The sequence below is a fragment of the Cypionkella sp. genome (assembly GCF_034376685.1).
GTDB lineage: Bacteria > Pseudomonadota > Alphaproteobacteria > Rhodobacterales > Rhodobacteraceae > Cypionkella.
Genome location: NZ_JAXMJJ010000080.1, coordinates 29,094 through 52,362, shown reverse-complemented (window position 1 = coordinate 52,362; position 23,269 = coordinate 29,094). Strand labels below are relative to the sequence as shown.

General features: G+C 62.2%; 22 protein-coding genes. 12 read left to right on the top strand and 10 right to left on the bottom strand.

The window, feature by feature from the left end:
• Positions 1–33 precede the first annotated feature (33 nt).
• The 6 genes from U1A24_RS15405 to U1A24_RS15380 all read left to right on the top strand — a co-directional run bounded on the left by U1A24_RS15405 (position 34) and on the right by U1A24_RS15380 (position 6,730).
• A complete protein-coding gene (locus U1A24_RS15405) occupies positions 34–1,059 on the top strand; it encodes an ABC transporter ATP-binding protein (protein ID WP_322322862.1) in 1,026 nt (341 codons plus the stop codon).
• Positions 1,052–2,098: a dipeptide ABC transporter ATP-binding protein gene (locus U1A24_RS15400; RefSeq protein ID WP_322322861.1), complete on the top strand. Its 1,047-nt coding sequence runs from the start codon at positions 1,052–1,054 to the stop codon at positions 2,096–2,098. Before U1A24_RS15405 ends, U1A24_RS15400 begins: the two co-directional genes overlap by 8 nt.
• Entirely contained in the window at positions 2,095–3,795 is a 1,701-nt protein-coding gene (locus tag U1A24_RS15395) for a peptide ABC transporter substrate-binding protein (RefSeq protein WP_322322860.1), read from the top strand. The genes U1A24_RS15400 and U1A24_RS15395 overlap by 4 nt, the downstream gene beginning before the upstream one ends.
• A 78-nt stretch (positions 3,796–3,873) precedes the next feature.
• Entirely contained in the window at positions 3,874–4,881 is a 1,008-nt protein-coding gene (locus tag U1A24_RS15390) for an ABC transporter permease (protein WP_322322859.1), read from the top strand.
• Complete coding sequence (locus U1A24_RS15385) at positions 4,874–5,785, top strand: ABC transporter permease (RefSeq protein WP_322322858.1); 912 nt, start codon at positions 4,874–4,876, stop codon at positions 5,783–5,785. Before U1A24_RS15390 ends, U1A24_RS15385 begins: the two co-directional genes overlap by 8 nt.
• 6 nt (positions 5,786–5,791) lie before the next feature.
• A complete protein-coding gene (locus U1A24_RS15380) occupies positions 5,792–6,730 on the top strand; it encodes an asparaginase (RefSeq protein ID WP_322322857.1) in 939 nt (312 codons plus the stop codon).
• Here U1A24_RS15380 and U1A24_RS15375 read toward each other — a convergent pair.
• The 3 genes from U1A24_RS15375 to U1A24_RS15365 form a co-directional block, all read right to left on the bottom strand.
• Positions 6,711–7,985 (bottom strand): DUF3422 family protein, encoded by a 1,275-nt coding sequence (locus U1A24_RS15375; RefSeq protein WP_416173497.1) that lies wholly within the window; start codon positions 7,983–7,985, stop codon positions 6,711–6,713. The two genes, U1A24_RS15380 and U1A24_RS15375, sit on opposite strands and share 20 nt — an antisense overlap.
• 172 nt (positions 7,986–8,157) lie before the next feature.
• Positions 8,158–9,591 carry an NAD(P)(+) transhydrogenase (Re/Si-specific) subunit beta gene (locus U1A24_RS15370; protein WP_322322855.1) on the bottom strand — a complete coding sequence of 478 codons (1,434 nt, stop codon included), beginning with the start codon at positions 9,589–9,591 and terminating at the stop codon, positions 8,158–8,160.
• Positions 9,592–9,604: 13 nt separating this feature from the next.
• Positions 9,605–11,182, bottom strand: coding sequence for a Re/Si-specific NAD(P)(+) transhydrogenase subunit alpha (locus tag U1A24_RS15365; protein WP_322322854.1), 1,578 nt, complete (start codon positions 11,180–11,182; stop codon positions 9,605–9,607).
• Between the two features lie 383 nt (positions 11,183–11,565).
• On the opposite strand from U1A24_RS15365, the gene kynU reads away from it, so the two are divergent.
• The 4 genes from kynU to U1A24_RS15345 all read left to right on the top strand — a co-directional run bounded on the left by kynU (position 11,566) and on the right by U1A24_RS15345 (position 15,083).
• Positions 11,566–12,759, top strand: coding sequence for a kynureninase (gene kynU, locus U1A24_RS15360; protein WP_322322853.1), 1,194 nt, complete (start codon positions 11,566–11,568; stop codon positions 12,757–12,759).
• 17 nt (positions 12,760–12,776) lie between these two features.
• Complete coding sequence (locus U1A24_RS15355) at positions 12,777–12,956, top strand: hypothetical protein (RefSeq protein ID WP_322322852.1); 180 nt, start codon at positions 12,777–12,779, stop codon at positions 12,954–12,956.
• A gap of 41 nt (positions 12,957–12,997) precedes the next feature.
• Positions 12,998–13,882: a tryptophan 2,3-dioxygenase gene (kynA, locus tag U1A24_RS15350; RefSeq protein WP_322322851.1), complete on the top strand. Its 885-nt coding sequence runs from the start codon at positions 12,998–13,000 to the stop codon at positions 13,880–13,882.
• Between the two features lie 166 nt (positions 13,883–14,048).
• A complete protein-coding gene (locus U1A24_RS15345) occupies positions 14,049–15,083 on the top strand; it encodes a L,D-transpeptidase (protein ID WP_416173496.1) in 1,035 nt (344 codons plus the stop codon).
• A gap of 77 nt (positions 15,084–15,160) precedes the next feature.
• Here the strand turns inward: U1A24_RS15345 and U1A24_RS15340 are convergent, their stop codons facing one another.
• The 3 genes from U1A24_RS15340 to U1A24_RS15330 form a co-directional block, all read right to left on the bottom strand.
• Positions 15,161–15,844 (bottom strand): D-lyxose/D-mannose family sugar isomerase, encoded by a 684-nt coding sequence (locus U1A24_RS15340; RefSeq protein WP_322322849.1) that lies wholly within the window; start codon positions 15,842–15,844, stop codon positions 15,161–15,163.
• Positions 15,845–15,956: 112 nt separating this feature from the next.
• Positions 15,957–16,184, bottom strand: coding sequence for an N-(5'-phosphoribosyl)anthranilate isomerase (locus tag U1A24_RS15335; protein WP_322322848.1), 228 nt, complete (start codon positions 16,182–16,184; stop codon positions 15,957–15,959).
• A gap of 41 nt (positions 16,185–16,225) precedes the next feature.
• The gene (locus U1A24_RS15330) at positions 16,226–16,993 is read right to left on the bottom strand and encodes a gamma-glutamyl-gamma-aminobutyrate hydrolase family protein (protein WP_322322847.1); all 768 of its coding nucleotides are present in this window, start codon (positions 16,991–16,993) and stop codon (positions 16,226–16,228) included.
• Positions 16,994–17,248: 255 nt separating this feature from the next.
• Between U1A24_RS15330 and U1A24_RS15325 the strand changes: the two genes are divergently transcribed.
• Entirely contained in the window at positions 17,249–18,154 is a 906-nt protein-coding gene (locus U1A24_RS15325) for a DMT family transporter (protein ID WP_322322846.1), read from the top strand.
• A gap of 204 nt (positions 18,155–18,358) precedes the next feature.
• On the opposite strand, the gene U1A24_RS15320 is transcribed toward U1A24_RS15325, so the two are convergent.
• From U1A24_RS15320 to U1A24_RS15305, 4 genes are all read right to left on the bottom strand, one after another.
• Positions 18,359–19,114, bottom strand: a complete 756-nt coding sequence (locus tag U1A24_RS15320; RefSeq protein ID WP_322322845.1) for a Stf0 family sulfotransferase — start codon at positions 19,112–19,114, stop codon at positions 18,359–18,361.
• Positions 19,111–19,305 (bottom strand): hypothetical protein, encoded by a 195-nt coding sequence (locus U1A24_RS15315; RefSeq protein ID WP_322322844.1) that lies wholly within the window; start codon positions 19,303–19,305, stop codon positions 19,111–19,113. Before U1A24_RS15315 ends, U1A24_RS15320 begins: the two co-directional genes overlap by 4 nt.
• A 50-nt stretch (positions 19,306–19,355) precedes the next feature.
• The gene (locus U1A24_RS15310) at positions 19,356–19,781 is read right to left on the bottom strand and encodes a GFA family protein (RefSeq protein WP_322322843.1); all 426 of its coding nucleotides are present in this window, start codon (positions 19,779–19,781) and stop codon (positions 19,356–19,358) included.
• A gap of 388 nt (positions 19,782–20,169) precedes the next feature.
• On the bottom strand, positions 20,170–21,378 hold the full coding sequence (locus U1A24_RS15305; protein ID WP_322322842.1) for a pyridoxal-phosphate-dependent aminotransferase family protein: 1,209 nt from the start codon (positions 21,376–21,378) through the stop codon (positions 20,170–20,172).
• Between the two features lie 153 nt (positions 21,379–21,531).
• Between U1A24_RS15305 and U1A24_RS15300 the strand changes: the two genes are divergently transcribed.
• Positions 21,532–23,268, top strand: coding sequence for an ABC transporter ATP-binding protein (locus tag U1A24_RS15300; RefSeq protein WP_322322841.1), 1,737 nt, complete (start codon positions 21,532–21,534; stop codon positions 23,266–23,268).
• Position 23,269 lies beyond the last annotated feature (1 nt).

The following is a 23,269-nucleotide window of genomic DNA, read 5'->3' as shown; positions in this document are numbered from 1 at the left end:
AACAAAGAATAACAACGACCTGGGGAGTTTCATATGCCCGATAGGGCCGCACCCGTCCTTGATGTGAGGGGGCTGAAAACCGTATTCCGCACCCGTGGAGGCGAGATTCACGCCGTCAATGATGTCAGCTTCCATTTGGAACGCGGTGAACTTTTAGGCGTTGTCGGCGAAAGTGGTTCCGGCAAGTCAGTAACCATGATGTCGCTGATCGGTTTGCTGCCCTCGCCGCCTGCGGAAATCCGCTCAGGCACGGTGATGCTTGGCGATCAGGACCTGCTGAAGATCACGCCGGATGCCCTGCGCAATGTGCGCGGTGCCAAGGTTGGCTTCATCTTTCAAGACCCGATGACCAGCCTGAACCCGGTGTTCAACATCGGCTTTCAGATCGCCGAACCGCTGCGGCGGCATATGGGGATGAACAAAGCGCAGGCGGCAGCGCGGGCGGTGGAACTGCTGGAACTGGTCGGTATCCCCGATGCCGCCAAGCGCTTGGGCGACTATCCGCATCAGTTTTCCGGCGGCATGCGCCAGCGGGTGATGATCGCGATTGCCTTGGCTTGCGACCCCGATGTGCAGATCGCGGATGAGCCGACCACGGCGCTGGACGTGACGATTCAGGCGCAAATCCTTGAACTGGTGAAGGAATTGCGCGTCAAGCTGGGCATGGCGATCATCTGGATCACCCATGATCTGGGCGTGATTGCCGCCATCGCGGATCGGGTGATGGTGATGTATGGCGGCCAGATTGTGGAACAGGCCCCGGTGCGCGAGCTGTTTGCCAATCCGCAGCACCCCTATACGAGGGCGCTTCTAAAAACCATTCCCTCACTGACCGGGGTGCGCGAGAAGCGGCTGCAAGTGATCGAAGGCCAGCCGCCGATCATGACAACTGCGCCCACCGCGTGCGCCTTCCGCGCCCGTTGCACCCATGCGTTTGATCGCTGTGAGGTGGAAAACCCCAAGCGCCACGGCATTGATCGGCTGCCCTTGGGCCAAGGCCATGATGTTGCCTGCCATTGGGTCGCCGCACCCGTCCCAGCGGAGACTGCCCATGTTTGATGCCGCCACCGCACCCTTGGTTCAGGTTGACGGGCTGAAGATGTATTTTCCGATCTATTCCGGCATCCTGCGCCGCCATTCCGGCGATGTGAAAGCCGTCGATGGGGTGTCGTTCAGCATTCAGGCTGGCGAGACCTTGGGGCTGGTCGGCGAATCCGGTTGTGGCAAATCCACCGTCGGACGTGCGCTGCTGCGGCTTTATGAGCCGACCGCAGGCGCTGTGGTGATTGAGGGCGAGGATATCGCCAAGCTGTCGCCGGAAGCGCTGCGCCGCAAACGCCCGACGATGCAGATGGTGTTTCAAGACCCGCAGGCGAGTTTGAACCCGCGGATGACTCTGGCCGACATTATCAGCGAACCACTGGTCGAGCACACTGATTGGAAGGCCGAGCGTCGTCTGGAACGGGTTTATGAGTTGATGGATGCGGTGGGTTTGAACCGCCGCTTTGCCAACCGCTTCCCGCATGAATTTTCCGGCGGCCAACGCCAACGTATTGGCATCGCGCGGGCCTTGGCGCTGAATCCGAAATTCATCGTGTGTGACGAACCGATTGCCGCATTGGACGTGTCGATCCAAGCGCAGGTGGTCAACCTGCTGGAAGATTTGCAAGAAAAGCTGGGGCTGACCTATCTGTTCATTTCACACGATCTGTCGATGGTGCGCCATATCGCGGATCGTGTGGCGGTGATGTATCTGGGCCGCATTGCCGAACTGAGCCCCCGCGATGCGTTGTTCTCCAAGCCGTTGCACCCCTATGCCGAGGCGCTGTTGTCGGCGGTCAATGAGCCTGACCCTGCGCTTGCCCGCCGTCCGCGCATTATCCTCAAAGGCGATGTGCCTTCCCCGGCACGGCCACCAAAAGGCTGCAACTTTTCCACCCGTTGCCCGAAAGCCTTCGCGCGCTGCCACGCCGAGAAACCCGAATTGCAAGAGGTTGAACCGGGCCGCCATGTCGCCTGCTTCCTCTACACCAGCCAAACCGGATCAACCGGGACACTTGAGGCCAAAGAGCACAATCAACAAGGAGAGTATCAATGAAGCTGAAAACAGCCCTTCTCGGGGCGGCCTGCGCGCTGACCTTCGCGCCCGCCGCTTTTGCAGATCGTGGCACCGATGGTGAGGTGAAATTCACCTTCCCGCAGGCCGTCTCGATCATGAACCCCTTCCTGTCGTCCGGCACCAAGGACGTCTATGCGGCGTCGCTCGTGGTGGAACCGCTGGCGGGCTTTGATGCCGATGGCAACATCATCCCGAAACTTGTCACCGAAATCCCGACGCTGGAAAACGGCGGCATCTCGGAAGACCTGACCACCATCACCTGGAAACTGCTGCCCGATCTGAAATGGTCGGATGGCACGGCTTTCACCGCCGATGACGTGGTGTTCACTGCGGCCTATTGCATGGACCCGGCAGGCGGCTGCGCACAGCTTTCGAAATTTGACGGTGTGACCAAGGTTGAGGCTGTCGATGCGTCGACCGTCAAAGTCACCTTCTCGGGGCCGAAACCGAACCCCTACACCGCTTTCGTCGGGGCACTGTCACCGATTCTGCAAAAGGCGCAGTTCGCCGCCTGCCAAGGTGCGGCTGCCCCAACCTGCACCGATCCGAACAACATGCCGATCGGCACTGGCCCGTTCAAAGTCACCGGCTTTACCGTCAATGACACCGTGACGCTGGCGATGAACGAAAACTACCGCGATCCGGCGAAACCGGCGTTTGCAAGCGCTGTGATCAAAGGCGGCGGCGATGCCGAAGGCTCGGCCCGCGCCGTGATGGAAACCGGCGAGTTTGATTACGCCTGGAACACCCAAATTCCGCCCGACAGCCAAGCCTCGATGACCGCCGCTGGCAAAGGCGAGTTTGTGGTGGCGTTCGGCACGCTGGTGGAACGGCTTGAGATGAACATGACCAACCCCGATCCGGCGCTGCCGGAAGGTGAGCGGTCGACCGCCAAGCACCCGCACCCGTTCCTGTCGGACGTCAATGTCCGCACCGCTTTGTCGAAAGCCATTGACCGCCAAATTCTGTCGGATGTCGGCTATGGCGCAGGCGGCAAGCCGACCTGCAACGTGGTCCCCGCCCCGGATTCCTGGGCTTCGGACAACACCGGCTGCATCGCGCAGGATATGGAAGGCGCGAAAAAGCTGCTGGATGATGCGGGCTGGGTTGTCGGTGCCGATGGCATCCGCGAGAAAGACGGCAAGAAGCTGCACATCCTGTATCAATCCACCGTCAATCCGATCCGTCAGGATTTCCAGGCTTTGATCAAAGACTGGTGGACCGAGCTGGGCGTGGATGTCGAGCTGAAAGCCATTGACCCGTCGGTGTTCTTCGGTGGCGATGCAGGTTCGCCCGATACGTTCCAGAAGTTCTATGCCGATGTCGAGATGTATGCCAACAACTCGGATGGCACCGACCCGGAAACCTATCTGTCGCAATACCAGTGCGTGAACGCGCCTTCGCCGGAAAATCAGTGGCAGGGTGAAAACATGAACCGCTTCTGCGACCCGGCCTATGATGCCAAGGTCAAGGTTCTGTCGACCACGGTTGATGTGGCCGAGCGTCAGAAAATCGCTAAGGAACTCAATGACATGGTGACGAAAGACTCCATGACGGTTGTTCCGCTGGTGCACCGCGGCACGCTGTCGGCGCATTCCAACACCTTAGGCGGCGTGCAGATCAACGCATGGGATTCGGAAATGTGGAACGTGGCCGATTGGTTCCGCGTGAAGTAATCTGATCCGGCGGGGTCAGCACATGACCCCGCCACCTCCCCCTTCCCCGTTGACTTCTGACCAAAGGCGCCGCCGCGTATGCTTACTTTCACGCTCCGCAGGTTATTACTGGCCATCCCGACGCTTCTGGTCATCAGTCTGGTGATCTTTCTGCTGGTCGATCTCGCCCCCGGCTCGCCGATGTCCGAGATACCGCTGACCGTCCCGCCGGACGTCCGCAAGAAAATGATCGAGGCTTTGGGCGCCGATCAGCCCGTCATGGTGCGCTATGTGCTGTGGCTGCGGCAGTTTTTCTGGGTCGAACCCGCGACCCTGCTGGATGGCTGGTTCGGCACCAACCTTGCGGGCGGTGAGCAGCGGATTCTGTCGTGGCAGTCGCGCGCCCCGGTGTTCACCATCATCGGCCAGCGCATCCCGCAGACCCTGACCGTGATCGGCACCGCCTATCTCGTCGGCATTCTGATCGCCTTGCCGATTGGGATCTACTCGGCCTACCGGCAGTATTCGCTGTTCGACCAGTTGGGCACCTTGTTTGCGATGATCGGCTTTTCGGTGCCGACGTTCTTTTCCGGCACGCTGATCATCATCATCTTCGCCGTCACCTTGGGGTGGTTTCCGACCAAATATGACACCAATCTAAGCGTCACCGACTGGCCATCCTTCGTCAAACAACTGCAACAGATGGCGATGCCGGTGATGACGCTGGGCCTGGCCAATGCCGCCGTGATCAGCCGCTACATGCGATCTTCCATGCTAGATAACATGAGCATGGATTACGTCCGCACCGCCCGCGCCAAGGGCATGTCTGAACGCGTGGTGGTGCTGAAACATGTGCTGCGCAACTCGATGATCCCGGTGGTCACGGTGATCGCGCTTGGCATCCCGTCGATCTTCGGCGGTGCGATCATCACCGAGAACCTGTTCGGCGTGAATGGCATTGGGGCTGCGCTGATCGGCGCGATCCATGCCAGCGACTTGCCGATGGTGCAAACCCTCGCTTTCATCTTCGCCGTGCTGATCGTCACCTTCAACCTGATTGCCGATGTGCTTTACGGCTTGCTCGACCCAAGGATCCGTTATGACTGACCTCAGCACCGCCATCCCAAAACCCGAAAAGGCGTGGCGCGCGATCTGGCAGCAATTCCGCAGCCATCGCGGCGCGGTGTTCGGCCTTGTGGTGCTGTCGATCCTGATCCTCGCCGTGTTGATCGGCCCCTACCTGTGGCAGCCCGAAAAGCTGACCGTGGTGGAAGCGATCAAGTCGAAGAACAAAGGCCCCAGCCTGCAATTCCCACTTGGCACCGATCAGCTGGGCCGCGACATGCTGCAACGCATGATTCAGGCCGGCAAGGTCAGCCTTGCCGTGGGCTTTGTCGCCATGATCATCGCCATCGTGTTCGGCACTCTGATCGGGGTGCTGGCGGGCTATTACCGCCGCCTTGACGGCCCGTTGATGCGGCTGACCGACATGTTTCTGGCCCTGCCTCTGGTGCCGCTGCTGCTGGTGATCATGATGCTGTTCCGCGACCGCGCGGCCAGCATTCTGGGGGCCGAGCTGGGGGCATTCGTGCTGATCGTGTTCGCCATCGGCATCACCTCGTGGATGCAGGCCGCCCGCATCGTGCGCGGTGAGGTGCTGGCGCTGAAAGAGCGCGAATATGTGCTTGCCGCCCGGTCCATCGGTTCGGCTTCAAGGCGCATCATCACCCGGCATATCCTGCCGAACGTGATCTCGCCGGTGATGGTTGCGGCCACCCTTGGAATTGCCGAGGCGATCATCACCGAATCCGTGCTGTCCTTCCTCGGCCTTGGCTTTCCGCCGGATTTCCCGACATGGGGCCGGTTGCTCTATGATGGCCTCAGCTACATGCAGGTTTACCCCGAGCGGGTGATCTGGCCAGGCCTTGCAATCTCGTTGACGGTGCTGTCGGTGAACTATATTGGCGACGGACTGCGCGACGCTTTGGACCCGCGCATCCGGGGACGCTGATACCTTATGAAATCACTTCTGATCCACACCGGCGGCACCATTGGGATGGTGGCGACGCCGACAGGTTTCGCGCCCGCTGAAGGTGTGATTGAGGCCGCTTTAGCCGATCTGGGGGCAAGCCAAGTCACCCTGCTGCCGCTGTTGCCGCTGATTGATTCTGCACAAGCGACGCCTTCGGATTGGAACCGCATCGCCCAAGCGATCTTTGACAATCACAATGATTACAATGGCTTCATTATCACCCACGGCACTGACACGCTGGCCTTCACCGCCAGCGCTTTGTGCTTTGCGCTGGCGGGCCTGAAGCGCCCGGTGATCCTGACCGGAGCGATGCGTCCGCTGACGGTGGAAAATTCAGACGGGGTGCAGAACCTCTCGGACGCGCTGAAAGCCGCGCAAACCGCCCCACCCGGCATCTGGGTGCAATTCTCGGGCCAACTGCTGCACGGCGCACGGGTGCGCAAAGCCCACAGCTCTACGCTGGATGCCTTCACCGCTAGCCGCAGCACGGTGCCGCCGCTGCAACCCGGCAAAACCCCGACGCTGATCCCCTACACCCCTGCCGAGATCGGCATCCTCAGCATGGCCCCCGGCCAGTCCGAGGCCTTCCTCAGCCATGCCCTGACCACACTCGACGCCGTGGTGTTGCGGGTGTTCGGCGCGGGCACCATTCCTGAAACCCCCGCCCTGCGTGCAGGCCTGCTGGCCGCCCAAGCCCGCAACACGCCGGTCATCGCCATCAGCCAATCCCCCAAGGGTGGCATCGCTTTGGGCACCTATGCGGCGGGCAATCTGATGCTGCAATCCGGCGTGATCGACGGTCGCGATATGACGCCCGAAGCCGCCTACACCAAGCTTGCGCATGTGCTCAGCCTGCCCGCTGAGCAACGCCAAGCCGCCCTCGCCCGCACGCTTTGTGGTGAGGTCAGTGCATCCCGGCCTTGATCCGCCGCAAAGCGCCCCACACGCCCAGCACCACCAAAGGCGTCAGCACCGCCATCGCGGCGCCTTTGGAAATCCCCAAACCTTCGATCAGCGGATAGGCCGCATAGGCCGCCAAAGACACCGCATAATAGCTGATCGCCACCACCGACAAACCCTCGACCGTATGCTGCAACCGCAACGCCAAATCGGCGCGCCTGTCCATGCTTTCCAGCAGCTTTTGGTTCTGCGCCGAGCGTTCGACATCCACCCGCGTGCGCAGCAATTCGGCGGCGCGTTGTGCGCGTTCCGCCATCGAGCCCAACCGCGCTTCGGCGGATTTCACCGTCCGCATCGCCGGATCATAGCGCCGCATCATGAACTCGCCAAAGGTCTGCCGCCCCTGCACGCGCTCCTCGCGCAGGGCCGAAATCCGTTGGTTCACAATCGCCTCATAAGCCCCGGTCGCGCCGAACCGAAAGCTGTGCTGCACCGCCAAAGATTCAAGTTCCGCCGAAATCGCCAGCAATTCGTGCAGTGCGGCCTCAGCAGGCCGCGACACCCCATCCAGCCCCGAAACAAGCGCCGACAGCCGAGGGTCCAGCGCGTTCAACCGCCCGGTCAGCCCGCGCGCGCGCATCAGCCCCAGCATCGACATCGCGCGATAGGTCTCAACCTCGCACAACCGCTGCACAATCCGGCCCAGCCGCCGCGCGCCTGCATCGGGGCGCGCAAACACCGCGAACCGCATGTTGCCCGCCGGATCAATCCGAAAATCGCCCGCGATCACCGCCGCCCCATCGACCACCCGCGCCACCGCAAGGCTTTCGGGCACGAACCATTCCTCCAGCTTGGCCAGCATCGCGGCTTCGTCCTCGATCAGCTCCACCCGGATCAACACTGCCGCCACCCGCTTGCCAGGGGCGACCGCCAGCCAATCCTCGGCGAAAACCTCCATCTCGGCCGGATCAAACGCCCGCGCCGACAGCCCCGGAGTGAAGGCCGAATAGGTGACGAACTCGGTATGGCTTTCCCATTTCACATCCGCCCGCCCCAACGGCCCCGAGAAATGCGTCGCATCCGGCTGTGGATGTGCCGAGCCATAGCGATCCAGCAGCGCCAGCAAATGCGCCCGGTCCGCGCCCCGGTCGCGGTTCTGCGCCTCCACCGGTTCCTTGATCGCAATATAGGCCGCCACGCAGGGGGCAGACAGCGCCGGAAACGGCCGCGCGTGCAGCTCATTGACCAAAGCATAGCGCAAAGGGTGGTCGGAGGTCATCATCGGGCCTTACGTCAGCAGGAATGACCCATTTGGGCGCGTCCGCGCGGGGAGCGCCAGAATTTTCGCGGAATACCCGCGTATGCACCCCCGCTGTTGCAGAAAAGCAAAACCCCGGTGTCTCCACCGGGGTCTGGCCTATGCGTAGGGTGCGTGCTTGCACGAACCTTGCTTAATCAATCATCGGCAACAAAGCATCCAGCGACTTCTTCGCATCACCATAGAACATCCGGGTATTCTCTTTGTAGAACAACGGGTTCTCAATCCCGGAATACCCGGTGCCCTGCCCGCGCTTGCTGACAAACACCTGCTTGGCCTTCCAGCATTCCAGCACCGGCATCCCCGCGATGGGTGAGTTCGGATCTTCCTGCGCCGCCGGATTGACGATGTCGTTCGAGCCAATGACGATCGCCACGTCGGTGGTGGGGAAGTCCTCGTTGATCTCGTCCATCTCCATGACGATATCGTAAGGCACCTTCGCCTCCGCCAGAAGCACGTTCATATGCCCCGGCAGACGCCCTGCGACCGGATGGATCGCGAAACGCACGGTCTTGCCCGCCGCCCGCAACTTCCGCGTCAACTCCGACACCGATTGCTGCGCCTGCGCCACCGCCATGCCGTAACCCGGAATGATGATGATGCTGTCGGCATCGTTCAACGCCGCCGCCACGCCTTCGGCATCAATCGCCACCTGCTCACCGGTGACTTCCATCGCAGGCCCGGTGGTGCCACCAAAGCCGCCCAGGATTACCGACACAAACGACCGGTTCATCGCCTTGCACATGATATAGCTCAAGATCGCACCCGACGAGCCAACCAACGCGCCCACGACAATCAGCAGATCGTTCGACAACGAGAAACCAATCGCCGCCGCCGCCCAGCCGGAATAGCTGTTCAGCATCGACACCACGACCGGCATATCCGCGCCGCCGATGCCCATGATCAGGTGATAGCCGATGAACAGCGCAGCCACGGTCATGCCCAGCAGCGCCAACGTGCTGCCCGTTTGCAGGTAAACCACCAGCAAAACCAGCGACACAATCGCCGCCGTCGCGTTCAGCAGATGCCCGCCCGGCAGCTTCTTGGCCTTGCCATCCACCTTGCCCGCCAGCTTGCCAAAGGCAATCACCGAGCCGGTAAAGGTCACAGCCCCGATGAACACGCCGAGGAAGGTTTCCACCCGCAGGATCGACACCTCAACCCCTGATTTATGCGCAATCACGGCGGCAAAACCGTTCAACGCGGCCCGCGCCGCCTCATCCAAGCCCGCCACCCGCACCATCTCGATATGGGTGTTAAAGCCGATGAACACCGCCGCGAGGCCCACCAGCGAGTGCATCGCCGCCACCAGCTGCGGCATCTCGGTCATCTGCACGCGTTGGGCGACAACCCAGCCAATCGCCCCGCCTGCGGCAATCATAACCAGCGAAATCAGCCAGTTGCCCGCTCCGGGGCCATACAAGGTGGCCGCAACGGCCAGCGCCATCCCGACGATGCCATACCAGACCGCGCGCTTCGCACTTTCCTGCCCGGAAAGCCCGCCCAAGGACTGGATGAAAAGAACGGCTGCGACCACATAGGCCGCCGTGGTGAATCCATATTCCATATTGCCCGCTCCCTTACGACTTCTGGAACATGGCAAGCATGCGCCGGGTGACCATGAAGCCACCGAAAATGTTGATCCCCGCCATGAACACCGAGGCCGCGCCCAGCACCACAACCAGCCAGCTGCCCGAGCCGATCTGCATCAGCGCACCCAGGATAATGATCGAGGAAATCGCATTAGTGATCGCCATCAGCGGCGTGTGCAAGGAATGCGACACGTTCCAGATCACCTGCACGCCGACATAAACCGACAGCACAAACACGATGAAGTGCGCCATGAAGCTGGCAGGCGCGTAAAGCCCCGCCAGCAAAATCAGACCGCCGCCGATCACCAACATGCCAACCTGACTGCGGGTCTGCGCCTTGAAGCTTGCCGCTTCCGCCGCGCGCTTTTCGTCATGGGTCAATTCCTTGACCTTTTCCTTCGGCTTTTGCACCGCAATCGCCGCAATCTTTGGCGGCGGTGGCGGGAAGGTGATCTCATGATCCTTCGCCACGGTCGCACCGCGGATCACGTCGTCGCCCATATTGTGATCAATCACACCGTCTTTCTTTGGTGTAAGATCGGTCAGCATGTGCCTGATATTGGTGGAATAAAGCGTCGAGGCCTGTGCCGCCATCCGGCTGGGGAAATCGGTGTAGCCGACGATGGTGACACCATTGTCCGACACGATCTTCTGGTCCATCACCGTCAGATCACAGTTACCGCCACGCTCGGCGGCCAAATCCACCACAACCGAGCCGGGCTTCATCATCGCCACCATATCGGCGGTCCACAGCTTCGGCGCGGGCCGTCCGGGGATCAGCGCGGTGGTGATCACGATGTCCATCTCTGGCGCCAACTCGCGGAATTTCGCCAGTTGCTTCGCCGCGAAGGCGGGGCTCGACGGGGCCGCATAGCCGCCCGTCGCAGCGCCATCGGGCAGTTCAGAGGCATCAAACTCCAGATACACGAAAGACGCGCCCATCGATTCAATCTGCTCGGCCACTTCCGGGCGCACGTCAAACGCATGCACAATCGCGCCCAACGACACCGAAGTGCCAATCGCCGCCAACCCGGCCACGCCCGCGCCAACCACCAGAACCTTCGCTGGGGGAACCTTGCCCGCCGCCGTCACTTGGCCCGTGAAGAACCGCCCGAAATTAGAGCCCGCCTCGATCACCGCGCGATAACCGGCAATATTCGCCATCGACGACAAAGCATCCATCTTCTGCGCGCGGCTGATCCGCGGCACCATATCCATCGCCACCACGGTCGCGCCGCGTGCCTTGACGATCTCCAGCAGTTCCGGGTTCTGCGCTGGCCAGAACATCGAGATCAGCGTCTGGCCCTCGCGCAACGCCTGCGCCTCGGCCACTTCCGGCCCGCGCACTTTCACCAGCACATCAGCGGCAGCAATCACATCGGCAGCCGAGGCCAGAACCTCAACCCCGGCCTTGGCATACAAAGCGTCGGAAAAACCGGCCTTCGTGCCCGCCCCGGCCTGAATGACGCAAGTATGCCCCAGTTTCACCAGTTGCAGCGCCGAATCCGGGGTCATCGCCACCCGGTTTTCGCCCGCAAAAATCTCGCTCAACGCACCTATTTTCACTGTGTTCCCCCGTAGTTTGCGCGGTTCAAGGAGCAACCGTGACCGCCAAATCCCCGCCGAGCCTTAACATCGAAGTTCAAGAGTTCAACGCCTGATTGCCGCTTTTGGCGAAAAACCTGTCGGCTTCAACGGATGCCGCTGCGCTCTGCCAAAGCTTGGGGCGAAAATTCCACACCAAACCACCCAGATGGACGAATTTCCCGCAGCTGATTATCATCACAATTTCAAGATGCTACCCAGAAAGCCGTCTGATAGCGCAAACATCCAATCGGACTACACGCAGGCTGGCTCGAATCGAAACAATTTCAAGCTTGAAATTTTAACCTGATCGACCTATTGCTGACCACAAGCCGCCATGCCACGCTGATGCTGAGGGAATCCAGATGACCGACTTCGCCGCCACCAAAGCCCAGTTCCATCTGCCCGAAGGCATGATCTATCTCGATGGCAACTCGCTGGGCCCCTTGCCGCGCGCCACGGCTGCACGGGTGGCGCAGACGGTCACCGCCGAATGGGGCGACATGCTGATCACCGCCTGGAACAAGGCGGCGTGGATGGACAAACCGATGCGCGTCGGCGACCGCATCGCCCGGCTGATCGGAGCCGAGGCTGGCCATGTGGTGATGGGTGACACCCTGTCGATCAAGGTCTATCAGGCGCTGGCGTCTTGCCTTGAAATGAACCCCACGCGCCGCGTGATCCTGTCCGACACCGGCAATTTCCCCTCCGACCTCTACATGGCCGAGGGACTCTGCCGCACGCTTGGCAATGGCTACACACTGAAAACCGTCGCCCCCGAAGACGTGCTCGACGCCATCGACGACACCGTCGCTGTCACCATGATCACCGAAGTTGACTACCGCACCGGGCGGCGTCACGACATGGCCGCGATCACCGCTCGCGCCCACCAACACGGCGCGCTGACGATCTGGGATCTGGCGCATTCCGCAGGGGCCTTCCAAGTCGAACTGGCCAAATGCAACGCCGATTTCGCGGTCGGCTGCACCTATAAATACCTTAACTCCGGCCCCGGCGGCCCGGCCTTCATCTACGTCGCCCCCCGCCATGCCGACACCGCTCGTCCGGCGCTTTCGGGTTGGCAAGGCCATGCCGCCCCCTTCGCCTTCGATCTCGATTACCACCCCGCCACCGGCGCGGAACGCATGCGCGTCGGCACCCCGCCGATCCTGCAACTCGCCGCCCTGGAGGCTTCGCTGGATATCTGGGACACGGTAGACATGGCCGCCCTGCGTGCAGCCTCGCTGAAACTGCAAGACCAATACATCGCAGGCGTTGAGTCCGCCTGCCCCACCCTGACCCTCGCCACCCCTCGCAACCACCAAGATCGCGGCAGCCAAGTCTCGTTCCGCCACCCTGAAGGCTACGCCATCATGCAAGCCATGATCGCGCGCGGCGTGATCGGCGATTTCCGCGCCCCCGACATCATCCGCTGCGGCTTCACGCCTTTGTTCATCGACGAAGCTGACGTTGACAAGGCGATCAAAATCATCGCCGATATCATGCAAAACAACCTCTGGGACCGCCCCGCCTACAAAACCCGTGCGAAAGTCACCTGATGCCTTCGGATTTCATCTTGGCAAAAATATCCCCGCCGGAGGCTCCCCGGCCCGCCGCCGAAGCCTCCGGTGGGGATATTTTAACCAATGTGAAAGCCACAAGCACCGCCCTCTGTCGCCCCGCCGGATGGATCGCCCAGTGGCGCACCATCGGCAATCTTTCGGTGCTGAACTGCCAAACTCATTCCATCGCCTGACGCCCCATTCGGGGGAAACCCAAATGACAGGAGAGAATGATATGACCACCGATCCGAAATCCGGCTGCCCGATGCACGCCGCCCCCGGCAATTCTGGCCCCTACAACCCTGCCACCGAAGGCGCACAAATGTCCTTCGATGGCCGGATGTCTTACGGCGATTATCTGCACATCGACCAGATCCTATCCGCCCAACGCCAACTCACCCCGGCGCATGATGAGATGCTGTTCATCATCCAGCACCAGACCTCCGAGCTTTGGATGAAGCTCGCGCTGCATGAACTCAACGCTGCCCGTCAGGCCATCGCCGACAACCGCGCGCCGGAAGCCTTCAAGATGCTCGCGCGCATTTCCCGCATCTTTGAGCAGTTGAACAACGCCTGGGACGTGCTGCGCACCATGACGCCCTCGGATTACACCACCTTCCGCGAGGGTCTTGGCCAATCCTCGGGCTTCCAGTCCTGGCAATACCGCCTGATCGAGTATGCTGTCGGCAACCGCAATCTGGCGATGCTGAAACCGCACGCCCATCGCGCCGATCTGACGGCGCTGCTGGAAGCCGAACTCGCCCGCCCCAGCCTCTATGACGAAGCTTTGCGCCACCTCGCCCGTGCTGGACTGCCCGTGCCCGAAGACGTGCTGAACCGCGATCTGCGCCAACCGTGGACCGTGCATGAAGGCGTGCAGCGGGTGTGGGAAACCGTCTACCGCGATCCGACGCAATACTGGCAGGCCTATGAGTTGGCCGAGAAGCTGGTCGATTTTGAAGACTACTTCCGCCGCTGGCGCTTCAACCACGTCACCACGGTGGAACGCGTCATCGGCCTGAAACGCGGCACCGGCGGCACCGGCGGCGTCAGTTACCTGCGCCGGATGCTGGATGTCGAATTGTTCCCGGAACTCTGGCATCTGCGCACAACGCTGTAAGGGCGGGCAACCACACGGCGTTGTGCTCCGACATCCGCGCACGACCTTGTGATTATGCATGCTTTAGAAACAAGGGCTTTGACCTTGCTTTTCGGCTGATCTAGCGTCTTTACAAGAGAATCTGGGCGGCACTCCTCTGCCGCCCCATTTTGTGATCGGCTGACGGATGCGCTTTTTGACGGTTAAACTTCTTGCGGCGACAGCTTTGTCGCTGACACTCGCGGCCTGTGTGCCTGGGTCCACCCTGTCGGGCAAAACCCCGACAGTGGTGCAACTTCCCACGCCGACCGACAACACAGCGCATTATGCCGGTGTCGTGGACAACGGCTTCACCGTGCCGACCGTGCCGGTCGACAAGGTGCCCGCCGCCTATCAGGTGCAGCAGGTCGAATATGCCAGCAACGAGGCGGTCGGCACCATCATCATCAACCCAGCTGAAAAGCATCTCTATTATATCAGCGGCAAGAACAAAGCCCTGCGCTATGGCATTGCCGTCGGCAAAGCTGGTTTCCAGTGGGCGGGCGTGGCCAATATCACCAACCGCACGCATTGGCCGAAATGGACGCCGCCGCCGGAAATGATCGACCGGAAACCCGAACTGGCAAAGTGGGAAAAAGGCCAACCCGGTGGGCCGACCAACCCGCTCGGCGCGCGCGCTTTGTATCTGACCACCAATGGCGTTGATTACGGCTACCGCATCCATGGCACGCCGGAATGGTATTCGATCGGCAAGAACGCCTCGTCGGGCTGTATCCGCATGATAAATCAGGACGTGATGGATCTGTATAACCGTGTGCAGGATGGCGCGAAGGTTGTGGTGCTGAACGCCGATGGCACTTACCCAGAAAAGCTGAAACTGCCGCCACCCGCACCGAAGAAGAAAAAGCCTGCACCGGCCCCGGTGGAGGCTGCGGCCCCCGTGCTGAGCGCGACCCCGACCATGCTGCCGGGGGGCGCCACCACTCTGCCCGCCGCCACCACTCTGCCGGCTGCGACGGCACCAACCGCCACTCTGCCCACCGCTCCGGTTGATCCGGCCGTCACCACCACCCCCGCCCCGGCCGCGACCACGCTGCCAGCGGCAACGGCACCAGCAGCCACCGCTCCGGCTGCGACAGCACCCACCGTCCCTGCGGCGGCACCCACCACGCCCAGCACCTGTGCTGTGCCGCTGGTGAACGGCCTCTGCCCGCAGCCATAAGCGGACCACGGCGACAAACAAAAAAACCCGCCTCAATCCGAGGCGGGTTTTTTTTCATGCTTAGATTTCCGACAGCCTCACAGCCACTTGTCGTAATCGCTGACCAACAGATGCGTGGGGGCGACATCTTCCTCGATATCGGCAAACCGCCCGATCGGTTCGCGGAACACATTGTCGGTGACATCGTCGTTCACGGTGGACACCTCACCGATCAGCACATCGCCGCCCTCACCCCAGAACGCGTGCCAATCGCCCGGCATCAGTGTAACGGACTCGCCCGGAGCCAGCCGCAGCTTGTCTCCCGGCTTGTAGGGCCGCTCAATGCCATCGCAGCGCACCAGACCGCCGCGATCCGCCGCCCAGTTGCCCGCATCATCCGAGCCGTAAAGCTCCACCACCAACGTCGCCCCGCCGCGGTTGATGATATCTTCCGCCTTGATCACATGGGTGTGCATCGGCGAAAGCTGATCCTGCCGCGAAATCAACAGCTTCTCGGCATAACACATGCCCCCCCCGCGTTGCAGATCGGCCAGAGAGCCATTGCGCAGGGTGAACAGAAACAACCCCATCTGGTCAAAGCGGCCTTGGCCGTAATCGGTGATATCCCAGCCGCAACGCCCCTCAATCACCCGGCTCGCAATCGGTTTGTTGGCCTTGAATTCACTCGGAGACCAGTTGGCAAAGGGCGGCAAGACAAAGCCATATTGCCGCACCATCTCCTCTGCCCCAGCCATAATCTCATTGATACGCGACCGCTTCATCTTCGTCCTCCCAAGAATCTGGCCGCAGTATACCGCCAATGTTTGCGCCAACAACGGCAAAGGCAGATCGGAATTCGCGCGAATTCCGGCACGATTTTCGCGCGAAAATCGCCTAGGGCAAACGCCGGATCGGCTCGTTGTTGCAAAAGATCACAAACTGCCCGGCATTTTCCACCACCGGAAATCCCCGCCGCTTGGCTTCAGCCAGAAATGCCTCATGCCCGATATAGCGCTCCACATCCCGCACCTTGCGCCGAACGATGGCACCACGCGCCGCCGCCTGCGAGCCGAAAAGCTCCAGGAAAAACTGCTGCGGGCTGATCGGTGGCATGGCTGACATGCCCGCAGCTTGCCGCGCTTTGGTTAAAAATCCCTGAACGCTTAGCCGCGCCCCGCCCCAGTTCGCGCCGCCCAAGCCCGCACCGCATCGCCAAAGGCCGTGAACAAAGGCCGCGACACTGGATCATTCGCCGCATTCCACTCTGGATGCCACTGAACCGACAGGGTGAACCCCGGCGCGCCCTGCACATACAAAGCCTCGGGCGTGCCATCCGGTGCCACCCCGTCAATCACAATCCGGCTGCCCGCCCGCGCCACACCCTGCCCGTGCAGCGTGTTGGTCATCACCTCTGCCGCCCCCATCAGACGATGAAACACCCCGCCTTCGGTGAACTTCACCACATGGCGATGCGCAAACACCTCCTCCATCGTGCCCTCCGGCGGCATCCGGTGGTTCAATCGCCCCGGCAATTCGCGGATCTCGGGGTAAAGCGAGCCGCCCATCGCCACGTTGACCTCCTGAAACCCGCGACAGACCCCCAAGAACGGCTGACCACTTTCCACACAGGCCCGGATCAGCGGCAGCGTGATCGCATCGCGCCCCCGGTCAAACGCGCCATGCGCCGGGGTTTCCGGCTCGCCATATTCATCGGGATGCACATTCGGCCGCCCGCCGGTCAGCAAAAACCCATCACAGACCGCCAACAGATCCGCCACCGAGACAAAGCGTGGGTCCGCCGGCACGATCAGCGGCACGCAATCTGCGACCTCCGCCACCGCTTCCGAGTTGATATGCCCGGCGGCATGCACCTCATAGCGGTCGTTCATCAGATGCGCGTTGCCGATGATCCCGACAACGGGGCGGCGCATGGCTTTGGCTGGCATAGGGTCGGGCATCACAGGCCTGCATTGACAATCTGCCGCCATCATATCAGCGCAGCGGGCAAGATGAAGGGCGAAAGCCACGCTCTGCCGCCCGCACCTTCACATCTGCCTGATTTTGCGGCACCCCGCCGGAAACTTCGCCCAACCCGCAAGCCCGTTCCGCCGCGCGCCATGTCGCAAACGCGCGGGACGCCCGCCCGCACCCGGCCTAGACAAGGGCCAACCGCAGCAGGATCAGCCATGCCCACCGCCCTTTCTCGCCCCGCTACCGCCCCGCTGATCGGCGTTGCCTTCATGCTGGGCGCGATGGCGCTGTTGCCCTTCCTTGACGTCTTCGCCAAATTCCTCGGCCAGCAAGGCGTGCCCGTGCTGCAGATCGTCTGGGCCCGGCTGTTCGTCGGGGCGCTTATCGCCCTGCCCTTCGCCCTGCCGCATCAGGGCGCAAAGGGCCTGATCCCGGACCGCCCCGGCTATCACAGCTTTCGCGCAGGCTTCCTGATCCTCGCCACTTTCTGCTTCTTTCTGTCGCTGAAATACCTGCCCATCGCCGACGCGCTGGCGATCTTTTTCGTGCAACCGCTAGTCGTCACCGTGCTGTCAGCCCTCGTGCTGAAAGAGGCGGTGCCGCGCAACCGCTGGGCCGCCGTCGCGGTGGGCTTCGTCGGCACGCTGATCATCATCCGCCCCGGCTTTGTGGCGCTCAATCCCGGCAGCCTGCTGGCGCTGGCCGCAGGCAGCTTCCTTGCGATCTACTTCGTGATGACCCGGCATATCTCGGGCCGCGCGCCCGCGATGGTCACCACGTTCCAGACCAACATGATAGGTGCCGCCGCGCTGAGCCTCGCGATGCCGCTGGTCTGGCACACCCCCAGCCTCGAACAATGGCTGATGTTTGCAGGCCTCGGCGTGATCGCCACCTTCGGCCATTACCTGATCGTGCGCGCCTATGATTATTCCGAGGCCTCGCTGCTGGCCCCGCTGGCCTATACCGAGATGGTGGTCGCCACCGCCGTCGGCTGGTATTTCTTCGGCGATTTCCCCGATGCACTGACCTTTCTCGGCGTCGCCGTGCTGATCGCCTGCGCGCTCTACATCACCCTGACCGAGCGCAACCGCGCCACACCCGATGCGATAGAGCAGCCGTAACGCCTTCATGTAAAAGATAAGTATCGCCCATCAAAATACTGATATTATAAAAAATACCCGCACCCCAATGCACCTTTTCGGCTTTCACATTGGCGTAAATACTCAGGCCGGAATGTGAGCATTCCGGCGAGCCGGAGGCGTATCTACTCCAAGGCCCCTCGAAACCCAATTCCTCAGCCGCGCAGCCTCAGCCTCAGCCACAGCTTACCCCTGCGCCGCCACATCCACACGATACTGCCGCATCCAGTCCGCACTCACCGCATCGGCCAGCTTTGCAACCCCCGGTATCAGCCCGCCCGTGACAGGTGCCGCCACGCCCAAAGCCGCACAAATCCGCGCCACCTCTGCCACGGGATCAGCCGACAAGCTGTCATACTCCACGCGCAACGGCACAATGCCCTGCTCCGCAAACCAGTCCAGCCAAGCGGCATCATAACCCTGCAACTCCGCCACCATCGCCCGAAGCCGCGCAAAGTCATACCGAGGCTCCTGCGGCGCGGAAAGCCGCTCCAGCTCGCTGCCATCCGGGGCCACATGCCACAACCCGGTCTGCTCGGCCTTGATCAACGACACCGCCTGCGCCAGCTTGTCCTGCCGCGACAAATGCACAAACAGCACCTCGCCAAACGCTGCCCGCAGCCGCGCGCGATCCGAGGTCAGACCCGGATAAACCGTGTCTATCACCGCCAACACATCGCCCAGACTCTCTCGCATCAACCGCAGGCCAAACACCCCGGTCGCCCCAGTGCCTGCCGTGATCGCCGCCGCCAGATAGCCCGCAGCATAGCGCACGGCATCCAACTCGCCGCGCGCAGGCAGGCCCCAGGCCCGCGCCCAAACCGGATCGACATCGCGCATGAAAAACGAATCCGGCACACCCGCCACTTGCGTTGCCGCCAACAGATCGCACAGCAACGTGCTGCCACTGCGCGGCGTGCCGCAGATGATATAGCTTTTCATGCCGACATGCCCCACGGCACAGCCCTGCAGACCAGCACTTGCCCGTCCCGCTTCAGCGCCTCAGTCCTGAAATCCACCGCCGCGCACAGCCCCCGACCAAGCCATTGCTCTTTGTCAAATACTCCCGCCGGAGGCTCCTCGATCCCCGCCAAACCCACCGCCGCAAAGCCGTCCCCCGGCAGCGCGGTCAAGCGCCCCCTCGATGGGGGCCGAGACCGCCGCACCCGATCAGATCCCGCGCTCACAGCTTCGAGAACCGCAACACCCCGGCCAGCCGGTCAGCGCCGTCTGCATCCGACGGATGCACCACCCCGTTCATCACCAGAACCTCCGGGAAATCAAACGGCGACATCCCCGCAATACAGGCCACATTGACACCAAACTGTCCGGGGTCAGACCTGCGCTGATGATGGGTATAGATGCCGCAAGTCTTGCAAAAATAATGCCGCGCCACCTTGGTGTTGAACTGGTAAAGGCTCAGATTCTCCTCGCCCTGCACGAACACAATATCGCCAACCCGCGCCGAGACCGCCACCGCCCCGCGCATCCGGCACAGCGAGCAATCGCAGCGCCGGGCAGAGTTCAGCCCATCGCTCAGCCGCACCCGAAACTGCACCGCCCCACAATGACACGCCGCGTCATGCAACACGCTATCTTCGTCCATCATGCCGCCCTCCGATTGTTTTCAAGAAAGATAGATCAGCTCAGAATGGCAGGAAACTAAAATCACGGAGCCTCGTTTCGCGCAAACGGATTTTTCGATGCTTGCGCCGCCGCACAACCTGACCCGCTTTCTGAAGACGCATCCTGCCGACATCCCCCAAACCTCCCGCAAGCTTGTTTTGCCCCATACCCCGCAAAGCCGCGCTTCGCCCAAGCTATGCGCCCGGCTGCAAGGCCCTCCCCGGCAGCGCGGTCGCGTGCCCCCTCGATGGGGGCCAAGACCGCCCCGCGTTCCAGATCGCTGTCGCCAAAGCTTAAGGCCGCCTTAACGCACCCCCGCTAACCCCTTGAAATCGCACATACGCAAACCTGTCCACGCGTGGACATCGCCCTCAAACCCCAGCCCCCGCCGCCACAACAGCCGCCGCCGCCGCCAAAGCCCCCGGCCCGTGCGTGATATCCAAAGCGATCATCCCCGCCTCCATCACCGCCAGCGCCCCAAGGGTCATATGAGCGTTCACGTGCCCCATATGCGCCACCCGCAGAAAGCCGTGATAGGCGGGGTCGCTGGTCGCAGCCATCCCCAGCCCGATCCCCAACGTCACCCCGGCGCGATGCTCGCACCATTCCCGTAGCCTAGTGGCATGGGGTGCTCCAAACCGCGCCGCCGTCACCGACCGCCCGCGATCTTCCGGCCGCGCCACATTCATCCCGATCGCCGGATTGCCCGCCGACCAGCAGTCAAACGCCGCCCAAACACTGCGCGCCAGACACTCATGCCGCGCCCAGACCGCAGGCAATCCTTCCTCACCAATCATCGTCAAAGCCTCGCGCAGCCCATAAAGATGATGCGTGGGTGCTGTGCCGTTCCACAGCTGCCAGAATTCTTCGCCATCCGCACGCGGGGCCCAGTTCCAATACGGCGTGCGCAAATCTGCAGCCACTGTGGCCGCCCGCGCCTTATCCGAGAACCAGACAAACCCCATGCCCGGCGGCGTCATCAGCCCTTTCTGGCTCGCCGCCACCGTGACATCAACGCCCCAGTCATCCATCCGGTATTCATCGCAGCCCAGCGAGGCGATGCAATCCACCGCCAACAACGCGCCATGCCCGACACTATCCATCACCGCCCGCAGTGCCGCGACATCGGTGCGGATCGTCGAGGCCGTGTCGACCTGCGTCGTCAGCACCGCCTTGATCCGACCCGCCTTATCGGCCCGCAGCACCGCCTCTACCCGCGCCATATCGACCGGGGTGGATTTGCCGAAATCCAGCACCTCCACCTCAATCCCCATCGCCCGCGCAGAATTCGCCCAAGACAGCCCAAACTGCCCGGTCGCCAGCACCAAAGCCTTCTCACCGCGCGAGAACATGTTGGCGTTCGCCGCCTCCCAGACCGCATGACCGTTGCCGATATAGGCTGCAACCGAAGCCTTGGTCCCCGCCAGCGCCTTCAGGTCGGGCCAAAGCGAAGCCACCAGATCATACAAAGCGCCCTCATAGATGTTCGGCGCCGCCCTGTGCATCGCCGCAAGCACCCGGTCTGGCATCACAGAGGGGCCCGGAATGGCAAGGTAAGCGCGGCCGTTGGCGAGGGTCATGTCAGGCTCCAAATTCACATCGCACATGGCTATCCGGGCCAATATGCCGCGTCAATCGCCAGCGACACCCTGCCCCGTTCCGCCGCGCCGCTTGCCCTACCGGCCCGCGCAAGCTAGACCAATCCTGCCACTCGCAACCGAAAGTGCCGCGTCTTGACCCAAGCAAACCCCAGCCTGCTCCGGCGCTTTTGGTCAAACTATATCCATCAGCACACATGGAGCATCGTGCTGTGCTTCTTGCTGATGATCATTGAGGGCAGCGCGCTTGGTGGCCTGTCCTATCTGCTGAAACCGCTGTTCGACGTGGTGTTCACCCCCGGTGGTGAGGCCGCGCTTTACGGTGTCGGTTTTGCGATTTTCGGCTTGTTTGCCACCCGTGCTTTCACCTCGGTGATCGCCCGCACGCTGATCTGGTCAATCTCGCAGCGGGTGTCTGCCGCGATGCAATCTGACCTGTTGCGCCACATCCTGACGCTGGATGCGCCGTTCTTTCAAACCAACCCACCCGGCGTGTTGATCGAGCGGGTTCAGGGGGACACAAGTGCGGTGCAAGGCATCTGGAGCGCCCTCGTCACCGGTATTGGCCGCGATCTGCTGGGGCTGATCGCGCTGCTGGCGGTGGCGGTCTCGATTGATCTGCGCTGGACGCTGGCCGCACTGATCGGAGCGCCTTTGCTGATCCTGCCCGCCACGATGTTGCAGCGCTATGTGCGGCGCAAATCCAAAGAGTTGCGCAATCAGGCGGGTCAGCGCGCCACCCGGCTGGATGAAATTTTTCACGGCATCACTGCGGTCAAGCTGAACCGGATGGAAGATTACCAGACGGGCCGCTTCCGCACCGTGCTGAAGTCGATCCGCCGCGCCGAGGTGCGCTCGATCTTCGCGCGCAGCCTGATGCCGGGGATGATTGATCTGGTCACCGGTCTTGGGTTTTTCGCGGTGCTCTTGATGGCGGGGGACAAGATTTCCTCGGGCGAGCGCACCACCGGCGATTTCATGTCGTTCTTCACCGCGATGTCGCTGACCTTCCAGCCTTTGCGCCGTCTGGGCGAGATGGCAGGCACCTGGCAAGTGGCCGCGGCCAGTCTGGAGCGGATCTACGCGCTGTTTGACGCCCGACCCGCCTATCCCCGTCCTGCGGTCAGCGTCGCCCTGCCTGCCCCCGGCGCGCCGGAAATCCGCTTTGAGGATGTCAGCTTCGCGCATGGCGACCAAACCGTGCTGCACGGTCTTTCGTTCACCGCCGAGGCGGGCAAGACCACGGCGCTGGTCGGCTCTTCCGGTGCGGGCAAGAGCACAGTCTTCCATCTGCTGACCGGCCTTATGGAGCCTGCCAGCGGGGTGATCCAGATCGGTGGCGTCGCGGCTTCGGGCCTCGCGCTGGCCGATCAGCGCGCGCTGTTTGCCACCGTCACACAAGACTCGGCGCTGTTCGATGAGACCCTCGCCGAGAACATTGCCTTGGGCCGTACAGTCGCCCCCGATGCGCTGGACGCCGCCCTGCGCGCCGCCCATGTTGCCGATTTCCTCCCGGCGCTGCCGCGTGGCGTCGAAACCCCGGTTGGCCCGCGCGGCTCTGCCCTGTCAGGCGGCCAACGTCAGCGCGTGGCGATTGCCCGCGCCTTGGTACAGGACGCTCCGGTGTTGCTGCTGGATGAGGCCACCTCGGCGCTGGATGCGCAATCCGAGTCCATCGTGGCCGAGGCCCTCGCACTTGGCAGTCAGGGCCGCACCACCTTGGTGATCGCCCACCGTTTGGCAACTGTGCGCAACGCCGACAAAATCGTGGTGATGGATCACGGCAGGGTTGCGGAAACCGGCACGCATGACCAACTTCTGGCACAGGGCGGGCTTTATGCCGGGCTCTACCGCTTGCAATTCAAGGACTAAG